The following is a 13,486-nucleotide window of genomic DNA, read 5'->3' on the forward strand; positions in this document are numbered from 1 at the left end:
CCATGCCCAAGCATTTTTTTGAACGCGACCAGCTCCTGACCTGGTTCAAAGGAAACGCCGCCGCGGCCGACTACGTGGACATGGTGTGCCGCATCGCGCACCTGTGGGACGATCTGATCGACCGGGACAAGGAAGTCCCCGACGACGAGATCAACCAAGGCTTCTTCGAGGCGCTCATCAGGTTGCCCCGCAACGCCTTCTACCGCTCGCATTTCGACCACCTCAATGCGGTGCTCATCAACGCCGTGTCCAATTGGCAGATCGCCACCAAACTGGAACGCGATGGCGGCAATTACGAGAAAAGCATCGCTTTCGTCCTGCGGTCGTCGTATGCGGACCTGATCACCCAATCCGCGCTGATCGTCGGCGGCGAAAAATGGGCCTGCCAGGTCGGCGAGGAAGTCCGCAAGGCGACTCACGGCGAAACCTACGATGGCTATATCAAGAACCTCACCCAAGAGGCGTCCGACCGCGCCCGCATGAAGGCCGCCCGGCAGGCAAAGAGCAACTAATCCGCTGCGCAAGCGCCCAGGAGAACTGCATCAATGCGGCGAGCCCCCTTGCCCCCTGACTCATGCTGCGCCGCCCGCCCCGGCTGAAACGGGCCGTCAGCCTGGCGCTGCTCGGCCTCGCGTGCTGGTGGGGCGGCAGCTTTGCGATCGAAGTCGACGACGCCAAGCTGCAGAAGCTGTCGGCCAGCCGCTACGGCGCCAAGGGCTCCAAATCCGTCTCGAACTGGCTGCAATTGTTGCGCAGCCCCGCTCCGGCGGCGGACAAGGACAGGCTGACGCTGGCGAACGATTTCTGGAACCGCGCCCTGCTCTCCGGCGAAGACTCCTTCATCTGGAAACAGACGGACTATTGGGCCACGCCGCTCGAGTCCCTGGGCAAAGGCGCTGGCGATTGCGAAGACTATGTCATCGGCAAGTATTTCACCTTGCTGGCCATGGGCGTCCCGGCCAACAAGCTGCGCTTCATCTATGTCCGCGCCCGCATCGGCGGCGCGGCCAGCAGCAGCCAGGTGGCCCACATGGTCCTGGGCTACTACGAAACCCCGAACGCCGTCCCGCTGGTGCTGGACAGCCTGATATCAACCATTCTCCCGGCGACGCAGCGGCGCGACCTGACGCCGGTTTTCAGTTTCAACGCCGACGGCGTCTACGTGGACGGCAAGGCCGCCGCGCCCGTTGACCGCCTGAGCCGCTGGCGCGACCTACTTCAACGCATGGAACGGGAAGGCATCCGCCCCTGACGTCCGGAACCAAGACTATGTCCATTCTTCGACAGCTACTGCTCAGCGTCACCCTTGCCATCAGCGTCATCCTGCTGGGGACGCTGGCGCTCAGCATCAACTCCGCGCGCGAATACCTGTCCGGGCAGTTGCAGGTACAGAGCACCGACGCGGCCGTGTCATTGGCCCTGTCCCTGTCGCAACCGGCGAACAACGATCCGGTCGTGCAGGAACTGCTGGTGTCCGCGCTGTACGACGGCGGGCACTTTTCGCTGGTGCGCCTGACCGACCCCGACGGCAAGGTCCTGATCGAACGCAAGTCCGCGGCGGCCGCGGCTTCGGTGCCGGCATGGTTCCAGGCGCTGGCGCCGCTCGATGCGCAAGCGGCGACCCACGCGGTCAGCGACGGCTGGCGCCAGATCGGCGAAGTCACCCTGGTCGCCAATGATGCCTATGCCTGGGAAGCCCTGTGGCGCAGCAGCCTGAAGATGATCGCCCTGGTGGTCGGCGCGGGCATCCTGTGGGCGGTTTTCGCGTTTGTGCTGGTGGGGTGGATCAAGAACCGCCTGCTGCGCGAAATCAGCGAACACGTGCGCGACATCGGCCGCGATTCCCCGTCTGAACAGGTCGAAGCCCGCGTCCCTGAACTTTCAGGGGTGGTCCAGGCGTTGAACCAGACCCGCGAGCGCGTGCACGCCAGCGTCGAAGAACAGAACGCCAAGATCGAATCGCTGGAACTGGAGCTGAACCAGGATCCCGTGACCGGCCTGCCCAACCGCAAGTACTTCGTCAATGAATTCCGGCGCGCGCTGGAAGCGGGATCCGCCGCGGGCAAGCGCCGGATCGACGGCGGCCATGTGCTGGTTTTCCGCCAGCGCGACCTGGCCGACCTGAACCGCCACATGCCCCGCGAGTTCATTGATCAATGGCTGCGTGCGGCGTGCGAACGCATCCAGGGCACGTTGAAGCGCATGCACGTCGCGTCGCCCATGCTGGCCCGGCTGAACGGATCGGATTTCGCGCTGCTGCTGCCCGGCTGCGCGGCGCCGCAGGCCATGATGGTCGCGGAACAGTTGCGGGCCGACCTGCATGCCTCGCGCATTCCGGTAGGTGAAGGCCACCTGTGCCGCTGGGCGCAGGCCATGACCGACTACGGGCACGGCAGCCAGGCCGGACCGGTGCTGGCGCGCCTGGATTTCGGCCTGATGCGCGCCGAAAGCGCCGGCAACGACCAAGTCGTGATCGCGGGAGCGACCGATATGCAGTCTCCGTCCGAATCCGGAGAACGCGCCTGGAAGGACGCCATCCAGACCGCGCTGGAACATCGGAATTTCGAGCTCTCGACCGAACCGCTGCTGGCGCTGGACGGACGCGTCGTGCGGACCGAGGCCATGTTGATGCTGCGCACGGCGCCCAACCAGGAACCGATTCCCGCCACGCTGTTCATCCCGCCAGCCGTGCGCCTGGATCTTGTGGCCGACTGCGACCTGGAGTCCGTCCGCCTGGGCCTGGATTGGCTCGCCAGCCACGAGGGCGAGCTCGCCATCCGCGTCGCCCTGCCTTCGCTGCGGGGCCAGAAGTTCCTGCGCCAGCTTGCCCTGCTGCTGACCGAGCGCCGCTCGCTGGCAAACCGCCTGTTCCTGGAAATCGACGCGCACGGCCTGGTGGAATGCCATGAGCAGATCACCGCGCTGGCGCACGTCGTCTCCGAGTTTGGCGCCCACCTCGGCGTGCGCCGGCTGGCGCAGCAGTTTGGCGCGGTCGCGCAGCTGCACACGCTGCCTTTGTCGTACGTGAAATTGGGCGGAGGTTTCGTCGGGGGGATGTCGCAGAGCCCCGGCAGCCAGCAATTGACGGCGTCGGTGCTGGAAACCGCCCGCAACCTGGGCATCGCGGTCTATGCGGAAGACGTGCCAGACGCCGAAACCCAGCGCATCCTGATCGGACTGGGCATCGGCATCATGCGGGGCCAGGGAGTCAGGATCACGAACGGGGCCTGATGCGCCCCGCCCGCGCGCCGCACGCCATCAGCGCGCGGCCTGGCCCTTGGATTGTTCGTACAGCGGCATCACCTTCTGCGCGGCCGCTTGAAGGTCGCTGATGCGCGACGCCGCCGACGGGTGCGTCGACAGGATTTCGGGCGGCGCATTGCCCTGGCTGGCCGCCCCCATCTTCTGCCACAGGGTCACCGCGGCGCGCGGGTCATACCCTGCCCTTGCCGCCAGCTCCACGCCCATCCGGTCCGCTTCGGTCTCGTGCGTGCGGCTGTTGGGCAGGGTGAACATCACGCTGGTCAATTCCCCGCCCAGGTCGGAAGCCACGGACGAGCCGGTAGCGATGGACAACACCGACAGGCCCAGGTTCGTAGCCATCTGCTGGGAAACGCGCTCGCGCGCGTGCTCACGCAGCGCATGGGCGATCTCGTGGCCCAACACGGCGGCCAACTCGTCGTCCGAGGGCTTGATCTTGCCGATCAGCCCGGTATAGACGGCGATCTTTCCGCCCGGCATGCACCACGCGTTGATCTCGTCGCTGGACAGCACATGCACTTCCCATTTCCAGCCCGCGGCGTCCGGGCGGAACACGCCCGCCTGGGCGATCAGGCGCTGGGAGATATTGCGCACGCGCGCCAGCTGCTGGGCATCCCGGTCCAGCAGGCCCTTGGCCTGCGCCTCTTTCAGGATGTCGGCGTACTGCTGCGTCGCCTCCTGTTCGAGCGCCTGCGACGGCACCATGCTGGACATGTATTGGGTACGGTTGACGCCCACGGCGCCCGATTGGGTCGTATTCATGCCCGTGCAGCCGGCCAGCACCGCCAGCGACAGCACGGCTCCGGCATTGCGCAGAAAATGACGCTTCTGGTTCATGTCGGCCTCCAAGCCAATTCAAGAGCGGCAAGCGTATCAGACCGGCGCGCCGCACTGCCCGCGATGGCGCAGGGCGTGATCAATCAGCACCAACGCCAGCATCGCTTCGGCGATGGGGGTGGCCCGGATGCCGACGCAAGGGTCGTGGCGGCCCAAAGTCTGCACCATCACCGGTTCATTGGCGCGATTGACCGAGCGGCGCTCGACGCGGATGCTGGACGTGGGCTTGATCGCCAGGGACACGGTGATGGGCTGGCCAGTGGAAATCCCGCCCAGCACGCCGCCGGCGTGATTGGTCAGGAAGCCGTCCGGCGTGATTTCGTCGCCGTGCTCGGAACCGCGCTGCGCGATGCAGTCGAAACCGGCGCCGATGGACACGCCCTTGACGGCGTTCAGCCCCATCAACACGTGAGCGATGTCGGCGTCCAGGCGGTCATAGATGGGTTCGCCCCAGCCGGCGGGCAGGTTTTCGGCGACGACTTCGATGCGCGCGCCCACGGAGTCCCCATCGCGGCGCAATTGGTCCATGTAGGCTTCCAGTTCAGGAACGACCTCGGCGTTGGGCGCATAGAACGGATTGTTGGGCACTTCGTCCCAGGACACGAAAGGAATCGCGACCGGGCCGAGCTGGCTCATGTAGCCGCGCACCTTCACGCCGTACTGCTCGGACAGCCATTTCTTGGCGATTGCGCCGGCCGCCACGGTGGGCGCCGTCAGCCGTGCCGACGAACGTCCGCCGCCCCGCGGGTCGCGCACGCCGAACTTGCGCCAGTAGGCGTAGTCGGCATGGCCTGGCCGGAAGGTGTCGGCAATGTTGGAATAGTCTTTGCTGCGCGCATCGGTATTGCGGATCAGAAGACCGATGGGAGTGCCCGTGGTCACCCCTTCGTACACGCCCGACAGGATTTCCACCTGGTCGGCTTCCTGGCGCTGCGTCACGTGGCGCGACGTGCCGGGACGGCGGCGGTCCAGTTCAAGCTGGATATCAGAGGCGTCCAGCGCCAATCCGGGAGGACAGCCATCCACCACGCAACCGATGGCCGGCCCGTGGGATTCGCCGAAATTCGTGACGGTAAAGAGGGTACCTAGGGTATTGCCGGGCATAGGAAGTCAACAGGTCGGGTTTGCAAGCAACCCCGATTATGACACCGCCGAGGCCAAAGCCTGGATTTCGGAGGCCGGCGCCGGCCTGCCCAACAGGAAGCCCTGCATTACCCGGCAGCCCAGGGATTTCAGGATTTCGCGCTGGCCTTCAGTTTCCACGCCTTCCGCCACAACCGGCAGGCGCATCGCCTGGCACAGGCCGAACAATGCGGACACGACCTCGCGGCTGCCCGCGTCCGACTCCAGCGCCGAAATGAAACTGCGGTCGATCTTGACCCAATCAATGGGAAGATGCCGCAGGTGATTCAGGCTGGAATAGCCGCAGCCGAAGTCGTCCAGCGCCACGCCGATGCCTTGGGCTCGCAGCGTGTTCAGAATTTTCACGTGGCGCTCGTAGTGCAGGATGAAGATCGACTCGGTGATCTCAAGCACCAGCTTGCGCGGAGACAGGCGGGTCGCGGCCAGCACGTCCGAAACCAGCTGGACCAGGCTGGCCTCGTTCATCTGCTTGACCGACAGGTTCACATGGACGCGCCAGGCCGCCGGCCACAGTGCCGCCTGCGTGCAGGCGCGCTCCAGGATCCAGGCGCCAAGAGGCACGATCAGGCCGCTGCGTTCGGCCAGTTCGATGGTCACGGCGGGGGACACGCTGCCCAGGACGGGGTGGTGCCAGCGCAACAGGGCTTCGCATCCCTGCACCACGCCGGTTCCGCTATCGCAGACAGGCTGGTAATACAGCTCGAACTGTTCCATCGCCGGCGTCGTCAATGCCAGCCGCAGGTCGTTTTCCAGACCTTGCTGGTCGCGCTGTCTGGCCAGCAGCCGGAAGTCGAAGAGATTCCAGCCAGGTCCCCCGCGCTCTTTCAGCGGCACCAGGGCGACCTGCACGCAACGCTGTAGCTCCTCGACACTGCGGCCGTGCGCAGGATACAGCGCCGTTCCGATACGGAAAACAGCAATAAGGGGACGCCCCCCTAATTCGTAGGGCTGGCTCAGGTCTTCCAGCAGCTTGGCCGATACCTGAGCCGCGCCCTCCTCGTCGACGCCGGGCACACAGACCGTAAATGAGTCCGCGCCGGTGCGCGACGCCATCCCGCCCAACGTACGAGTGACCAGGCTGAGCCGGTCCGCCACCAGCACAAGCAGCGCCTGGTCTTCGCCGGCCCGCAGCATGGCGCTGATCTGCGCGTAGTGTTCGAAATTGACGAGGAAAAAAGCGCCCTGGCGCTCGGCGCCCTGGGGCTTGGCCAGCCACGCGCGCGCGCGACGATGCAGCTCCTGCTGGCTGAGGAGGCCGGTCAGTTCATCACGCGTCAGGCGGCGGCGCAGGGCGCGCTCTCTGCGGACGAACAGCAGACTGATCGCTGCAAGTGCGCCCGCGAGCGTCAGGCACAGTGCGAGCAGGTAACTCTCACGCACGGAGCCCCCTATCCATAAGTCCCTGGCGTTGCGGCCCGACCACGGGTCCAAGGACTGTAACATTTTTTAAATTATGCATTGTTTTCGCAAAAAAACGCCACACTTCAGAGGCAACGCGCCCCTTTTTCCTGGGTTCCTTCGGATCAGTAGTTGCTCGCGGCGGGTCATGACGGGTCCTGGATTAGCGGTCGCTGGCCGGTCCTGTTCGCCATGCCTTGCCCTTTCTACGACAGCCGAACCCCAAAAATTAATACGCAGTGTCTCAATAGTTCTCAACGAGACAAATATCACGAACGAAATAATTACATAGCTTGTCTGAAATTCAGGCGAATTTCGTAATATTCTGTGCGTTCTGTGACATGACGATTGGCAGTGTAAGCGTCGCCACCCGGGTATTGGTAACGGGTGTCACGTTTTTTATCCAGGTCTTTAACCTGTCAGGCGCTGCCGACGCCCGACACCCGCCTTCAACCTGAGGCTGAGCGCCTCGCAACGCAGGCAACCGTGCCAGCCCAGGAAGGGATCCGCAAGTACATGCCCACACTACGCCGGCTACTTTTATGTTCCGCCCTTCTGATCGGCTTCATCCTGCTCGGCGCACAGGCCTTGGGGATGCTGGCCGCGCATCGCTATCTGAATGCACAACTGGCGCAGCAGGGAGAGGCGGGCGTTCGCACGTTAGCGTGGGCGCTGTCCCACGGCGCGGGCACGCCGGGCGAACAGGCTGAACTCGCGGACGAATTATTCGGCCAGGGCCTGTACGCGCTGGTGCGTATCACGAACGAAGGGAATTCCGCCGCCATTGAACGCAGCGCGCGCCGGGACACCGGCGGAGTCGACCGCGATTGGCGCGGTGCGTGGCTAGACATGGACGCGCCGGAAATCACCCGCGAGTTCACTGCCGCCGATGGCCGAAGCAAGGGCGTCATCACCGTGCAGGCCGACGCGCGGCGCGCGCGCGACACGCTGTGGCAAGGCGGCATACGCGTGCTGGGCCTGGTCCTGGCCGCAGGCGTCTTCTGGGCCATTTTCGCCATGAGCCTGGTGCGCTGGATCGAGGCGCGCACATCGCGCGACATCTGCGAGCGCGTGCGCAGCCTGGCGCAGGACAAGGATGCCGCATTGACAGGCTCATGCGAGGTTGCGGGCGTCGACCAGGCCCTGGTCGACGCGCAGCGCCGCGTGGCCGCCACGGTCGAGGAACAGAACGCCAGAATCGAATCCCTGCAGAGCGAGATCTACCGGGACCCCATCACCCGCCTGTCCAACCGCAGGCATTTCGTCGATCAGTTCCGGCTGGCCCTGGCGGACAAGACCGCCGACACCGGCGGCCATCTGCTGATGTTCCGCCAGCGCGATCTGGCGCAGATCAACCGGCACCTGTCGCGCGCCTTCACCGACCAATGGCTGCGCTCGTCGTCCGAGCGGCTGCGCCGGCTGGTGGAAGAGTTCGGCGGGCCGGCGACGCTGATCGCCCGGATCAGCGGATCTGACTTTGCCCTGCTGCTCCCGCACACGTCCGCGCCGCAGGCCAGCCTGCTGGCCGAACGCGTGCGGCGCGAACTGCGCTCGCTGCGCGTGCCGATGGACAAATACGGCTGGTGCCGCTGGGCGCTGGCCATGGCGGCCTACGCCCCCGGCGACAACATGAGCGATATCCTGGCGCGCCTGGACCATGCGCTGATGTGCGCGGAAAGCGCCGACGACGACCAGGTCGCCCCCGCAAGCCAGGCCGCCGACAGTACCCGCATCGGCGAATACAGCTGGCACGACGCCTTGGTCACGGCCTTGGAACAGCACCGGTTTTCGCTGTCCGCGCAGCCCCTTCACGACTTGTCCGGCACGTTGCTGCATTACGAAGCCAGCCTGACGCTGCACGACATCTCGGGCACCGATCCCGTGCCGGCCTCGATCTTCATGCCCCCGGCCGTGCGCCTTGGCCTGTCCGCAGAATGCGACATCCAGGCGATCCGCCTGGGGCTGGACTGGCTGTTCACCCATGACGACGCACTGACGATCCCGGTCTCGCTGGCCACGCTGGCGCAGGGCTCCTTCTTTCCCCGGCTGGAACGCATGCTGGCCGATCGGCCAGCGCTGACGATGCGGCTGATCATCGAGGTCGACGCCGCGGGACTGGTCGAACAGGGCGCAGACGTGCGCCAGCTCTGCGACGTCGTCACCAGCGCAGGCGGCCGCGTCGGCGTATCGCGGCTTTCGCAGCAATTCGGCGCAATGGAGCACCTGCACGAATTTCCCCTCTCCTACGTCACGCTCAGCGGCAGCTTCATCACCGGACTGCTGCACAGTCCCGGCAGCCAGCACCTGGCCGCCACTGTCGTGGCCACCGCCATGACGCTGGACATGGCGGTCTATGCCGCGGACGTGCCCGACACCGCCACGCAATTCGTACTGGAAGACACCGGCGTGCGCGCGATACGCAGGGCTGTCGTAAACTCCGCCCACGCGCACGATCTCGCGCATGATCACCAATGGGTTCCTAGTTGACGGAAGGATTGTTTCTTCGCACCCGCTGGCGTTTCCGCCACCACCGCGCTGATCAGACCGGCAGCGGCCGGCGATTTTCCTGGTCGCGATTGGGGCCGCTGCTGTGCGTCCTGCTCTGGCCGGGACATGCCTTGGCCTATGCGCAACATGGCGGCCTCGACAACCTGCAATCGGGCCTGACCTCGGGCGTCGCGATCGCATGCGCCCTGGCCTTCTGCCTCGCCTGGGCGCATACCCGCAACGCAATGTATGCAGCCGGCCTGGCCTTCGTGCTAGTGGAAGGCCTGTTTCGCTCGATGCCGTCGCTGATGCCGCCGGGCGCGCTGCAAGCGGGGTCGTTTGCGGCCTTGCTGGCATCCACCGCTCCGCTGATACAAGGATCGCGCGCCGCCGGGATTCTCGCTGCGGCATGCCGCTGGAGCAGCGTCGCACTGGCCGGCGTCGCCGCATTGGCGCTGATCTTCGTCTACGAGACCGAATCCGGACTGCTGCCCACATCCGTTGCGGGCGTCTGCGCTGTTCTCAGCTTGCCGCTGGCGGTATGGTTCTGCGCAAAGGCTGTCCGGCAGGCGGCCGGGCGCGCCTCGTCCGTGGCGCTGGCGCTTGCGTACGGCGCCTCGGCCTGGATGCTGGGGCGCGATGCCTGGGCTGCCGGCGGGGCCGATACGGCGGGCACGGCCGTCGAGCTATTCAGGCTGCTGCTCGTGTCGGGCGCGCTCCTCTGGCTGGCGCTGGACTCGCCCCTGCGCGGCGCGGCGGGCCGCAAGCCTGCCGACTTGGCGGACGTGGAACACCAGGCGCAGGGCGAACTGCGGGTTGCGGAGCTTGCCGGCGCGCTGGAAACGCAGCGCCAGATGAATGCCCTGATCTCGCACGAACTGCGCGCGCCGCTCGCAACCATCAGCGCGGCAGCCCAGTCGCTGGACATGATTCTTTCCGGCAGCGGCGAAACCGTCGACAGCCGCCTGGCCCGTATTCACCGGTCGGTTACGCGGATGACCGAGTTGATGGACCAGCTGCTGAACCAGGACAGGCTGGACGAGCAGGCATGGACGCCGCGCGGCGAACAAACCGACATGGCCGAGCTTGTGCGCGATGTCGTGACCGCCATGCAGCCCGATACGGCGCATTCGCTGGTGCTGCAGGCCCAGACCAGCCTGCCCGTCTATTGCGATCGCCCCCTCACGAGCGTGGTAGTGCGTAACCTGATCCACAATGCCATCAAGTATTCCCCCGCCAATGAACCGGTGCGGATAGAAACTGGGCACACGCGCGTCGGCGACCAACCCATGACCTGGACCGCGGTCGTTGACCGTGGGCCGGGCATCGGCGAAGAAGAACAGGCCCGGATATTCGAGCCGCGCTTTCGCCGTTCCGCGCATCGGGAAACGCCTGGCATGGGGATCGGTTTGTTCCTGGCGCGGCGCATCTGCCAAAGTCAGGGCGGCACGCTGACCATGCAGAGCAAGGTGGGCGTGGGGACGCGCTTTGTCATCACCCTGCCCGCCAACGGGCCCGCGGCGTAGCGCGCCGCCAGTTGACTGCCTGGATAAACGTCAGGCGGCGAACACGTAGCCCTGGCCACGCACCGAAAGGACCGGCAGCTTGAGGCCTGCGCTTTGCGCCTTGGCGCGCAAGCGGCTTACGAGCACGTCGATGCGGCGCAGTTCGAATCCGCCCGGGCTGTCTGGCAGGAACAGTTCCGCCAGGGCCTGGCGGCTGACGGCGCTGCCGGCCGCGTCCATCAGCGCCACCAGGAACGTCCGTTCCTGGGCGCTCAGGTGCAACGAAGCCCCGTCCGGCGCCACCAGGATCCAGCCCCCGTCCTGCAGGGACCAATTGGTGTCGGCGGAGGCGCGCGTTTCGGCGTCGGCCGGTCGCGGCGCCTTCGCAAGGCGCATCCGGCGCGCCAGGCTGCGAATGACCGAACTGAGTTCGAGCAGGTCGACGGGCTTGGTCATGTAAACATCGGCGCCGCCTTCCAGCCCCCGGACACGGTCTTCCAGGGCGCTGCGGCCGGTCAGCATCACGATGCCCACGGGGCTCAAGGCGCGCAGCCGGGTCGCGACGGAAAAACCGTCTTCGCCGGGAAGATGGGCATCCAGTATGACGATGTCGCAAGGCTGTTCCTGCAACCGGCGATAAAACGCCACCGCGTTGTCGCAAGCGAACGCCACGCGGAAACCGTAACCGCCCAGGCCCAATGCCAATTCCTCGCGGAAGTCGGCGTCGTCCTCAAGCAGGCCGATACATAGCAAACCATCTGCGCCAGGCATATTCAGAGTGCTTTATTTTGAAATTTTTGACAGATACCCCTGGAGACCACATCGCAAAAAAGGCCCCGGAACCGGCAATCTTACGACTTTTACAATGGAAACGAATGATTGCAGCGAAAAAAACCGGGGTATTTCACATTTTTGCGAGATTTTTTTCGTAAATCGCGCTTTGACGCCGATCCAATAGCCCCGATATTGCCGGAATATGCAATCAGGACGAGCAGCTGACTTCAATTCCGCCAGCCCAATCCGGCGGCAACGTGGCATAGCGTTCATAACCCTCCTGGGCCACGAACGGATTGCGCAGCAGTTTCATCAGGGTATCAATTTCGCTGGCGTCGCCGGTTTTCGCGGCACGGATCGCCTGCTCCGCCAAGTGATTGCGCAGCACATACAGCGGATTGACCCGATTCATCCCCGCAACCGTTTCCTGCACAAGCCGCCCGTCCTGCGCGTGGCGGGCCACCAGCCGGTCCAGCCACGCGCTGGCCGCGGGACGGTCGATGAAAAGGTCTTCGAAAGCGCTGCGCCGGCCCTGCACCGCATCAGCCAGCCGACGCCAGGTCAGGGTGAAATCGGCTTGGTTGGCGTCCATCAGCTTCAGCAGGTCGTCCAGCAGCGCTTCGTCCTCGGGCAGCCAGGCGGCCAGCCCCATCTTGGCTCCCATCCGGTCGTGGAAGGCGCGCGTGAATACCGCTTCGAATTCGTCCAGCACGGCGCGCAGGGCGTCAGCATCCTGCACCAGCATATGCAGGCTGCCGCCAAGGCGGTACAGGTTCCACAGCGCCACCGACGGCTGGCGGTTCCAGGAGTAGCGCCCTTCGGAATCGGAATGGTTGCAGACATGCCCCAGCCGGAACCCGTCCATGAATCCATAAGGACCGTAATCCAGCGTCAGTCCCAGTATGGACATATTGTCGGTGTTCATGACACCGTGGCAAAACCCAACCGCCTGCCAATCCGCCATCAGCAAAGCCGTGCGCCGAGTCACCGCCCTGAGCAAGTTGATATACGGCGCGGTGTCGGCCGGCGATTCACCGGCCGGCGCATCGCGGCACTCTGGATAATATCGGTCGATCACATAATCGGCGAGGGTCTTGAGCATGTCCGGCTGGCGGCGCGACGACCAGTGTTCGAACGAGCCGAACCGCACGAAACTGGGCGACATCCGGGTCACGATGGCCGCAGTTTCAACCGTTTCCCGCATGACCGGGTCATCGGAAACCACCAGCGCCAGGGCGCGCGTCGTCGGCACGCCCAGCCCGTGCATGGCTTCGCTGGCCAGGTACTCGCGTACGGACGAGCGCAGCACGGCCCGGCCGTCGCCCATGCGGGAATAAGGCGTCATGCCCGATCCCTTGAGCTGCAGTTCCCAGCCGCCTTCAGGCCCCTGCACCTCGCCCAGCAGGTGGGCGCGGCCATCGCCAAGCTGCCCCGCCCAGACGCCGAACTGGTGGCCGCTATAGACGGCGGCAAGGGTATCGCCGCCCGGCAGCGGCCGGGCGCCGGAAAACACGTCCAGGAATTCGGGCGTGGACAAGGCTGCCGGATCCAGGCCGATCAGGGCTGCCGCATCCGCATTGGCGTGCAGCAGTCGCGGGTTGTTCAACCCCTGGGGCGCCAGGCGGGTATAGAAAGCCGCGGGCAATGCCGCAAAGGAATTGACGGCCTGCAGTTCAGTCAGGGACAGGGCACTCATGCGCGTTGGCTCCGGGCAGCCCGTTTGGCGGGCCGCACATAGAAAATGGCGCTCAGGAAGAACGTGGCCGACAGGAGGATTTCGCCCCATGCCATCAGGACGGACAGCGGCGCCGGATCGGACATGGCGCGCACCACCCCTTCCATCAGGTACAGCAGCGACAGCATCGCCGCCCATTGGTAAGTATAGAGATTGCCGCGCACGATGCCGCGCAGCGGAAATGCCAGCGGCAAGGCCTTCAGGAACATCCACGAGCCCCCGGGCCGGACCGGCGCCACCACGGTTTCCCAGGCGACGCAAAGTACGATCAGGGCAAACAATGAAACCGACGCCAGCAGGCGCAAACGGGGATTGAGTTCAGGGTTCATGCTGCTATTATCGCCTG

General features: G+C 65.3%; 11 protein-coding genes. 5 read left to right on the forward strand and 6 right to left on the reverse strand.

What is annotated here, in order from left to right; genetic code table 11:
* Positions 1 to 2 precede the first annotated feature (2 nt).
* From KYC_RS17810 to KYC_RS17820, 3 genes are all read left to right on the forward strand, one after another.
* A complete protein-coding gene (locus tag KYC_RS17810; protein ID WP_008164884.1) occupies positions 3 to 512 on the forward strand; it encodes a hypothetical protein in 510 nt (169 codons plus the stop codon).
* Between the two features lie 62 nt (positions 513 to 574).
* Positions 575 to 1,252 (forward strand): transglutaminase-like cysteine peptidase, encoded by a 678-nt coding sequence (locus tag KYC_RS17815; RefSeq protein WP_008164886.1) that lies wholly within the window; start codon positions 575 to 577, stop codon positions 1,250 to 1,252.
* Between the two features lie 17 nt (positions 1,253 to 1,269).
* Positions 1,270 to 3,231: a bifunctional diguanylate cyclase/phosphodiesterase gene (locus KYC_RS17820; protein ID WP_008164887.1), complete on the forward strand. Its 1,962-nt coding sequence runs from the start codon at positions 1,270 to 1,272 to the stop codon at positions 3,229 to 3,231.
* Between the two features lie 27 nt (positions 3,232 to 3,258).
* Here the strand turns inward: KYC_RS17820 and KYC_RS17825 are convergent, their stop codons facing one another.
* The 3 genes from KYC_RS17825 to KYC_RS17835 are packed head-to-tail and all read right to left on the reverse strand — an operon-like array spanning position 3,259 to position 6,621.
* Positions 3,259 to 4,098: a M48 family metallopeptidase gene (locus KYC_RS17825; protein ID WP_043518863.1), complete on the reverse strand. Its 840-nt coding sequence runs from the start codon at positions 4,096 to 4,098 to the stop codon at positions 3,259 to 3,261.
* 36 nt (positions 4,099 to 4,134) lie between these two features.
* Positions 4,135 to 5,202, reverse strand: coding sequence for a chorismate synthase (gene aroC, locus KYC_RS17830; RefSeq protein WP_008164891.1), 1,068 nt, complete (start codon positions 5,200 to 5,202; stop codon positions 4,135 to 4,137).
* A 36-nt stretch (positions 5,203 to 5,238) separates the two neighbouring features.
* Entirely contained in the window at positions 5,239 to 6,621 is a 1,383-nt protein-coding gene (locus KYC_RS17835; protein ID WP_008164894.1) for a putative bifunctional diguanylate cyclase/phosphodiesterase, read from the reverse strand.
* 534 nt (positions 6,622 to 7,155) lie between these two features.
* Between KYC_RS17835 and KYC_RS17840 the strand changes: the two genes are divergently transcribed.
* Positions 7,156 to 9,126 (forward strand): EAL domain-containing protein, encoded by a 1,971-nt coding sequence (locus tag KYC_RS17840; protein WP_043518810.1) that lies wholly within the window; start codon positions 7,156 to 7,158, stop codon positions 9,124 to 9,126.
* Positions 9,127 to 9,257: 131 nt separating this feature from the next.
* Entirely contained in the window at positions 9,258 to 10,652 is a 1,395-nt protein-coding gene (locus KYC_RS17845; protein WP_420796121.1) for a sensor histidine kinase, read from the forward strand.
* A gap of 30 nt (positions 10,653 to 10,682) precedes the next feature.
* Here the strand turns inward: KYC_RS17845 and KYC_RS17850 are convergent, their stop codons facing one another.
* The 3 genes from KYC_RS17850 to KYC_RS17860 form a co-directional block, all read right to left on the reverse strand.
* The gene (locus tag KYC_RS17850; RefSeq protein ID WP_043518814.1) at positions 10,683 to 11,402 is read right to left on the reverse strand and encodes a response regulator transcription factor; all 720 of its coding nucleotides are present in this window, start codon (positions 11,400 to 11,402) and stop codon (positions 10,683 to 10,685) included.
* 211 nt (positions 11,403 to 11,613) lie between these two features.
* The gene (locus KYC_RS17855; RefSeq protein WP_008164903.1) at positions 11,614 to 13,101 is read right to left on the reverse strand and encodes a protein adenylyltransferase SelO; all 1,488 of its coding nucleotides are present in this window, start codon (positions 13,099 to 13,101) and stop codon (positions 11,614 to 11,616) included.
* Positions 13,098 to 13,469, reverse strand: a complete 372-nt coding sequence (locus KYC_RS17860) for a DUF2069 domain-containing protein (protein ID WP_008164905.1) — start codon at positions 13,467 to 13,469, stop codon at positions 13,098 to 13,100. Before KYC_RS17860 ends, KYC_RS17855 begins: the two co-directional genes overlap by 4 nt.
* Positions 13,470 to 13,486 lie beyond the last annotated feature (17 nt).

Origin of the sequence: Achromobacter arsenitoxydans SY8 (assembly GCF_000236785.1) — a bacterium.
In the GTDB taxonomy this organism is placed as follows: domain Bacteria; phylum Pseudomonadota; class Gammaproteobacteria; order Burkholderiales; family Burkholderiaceae_B; genus Achromobacter; species Achromobacter arsenitoxydans.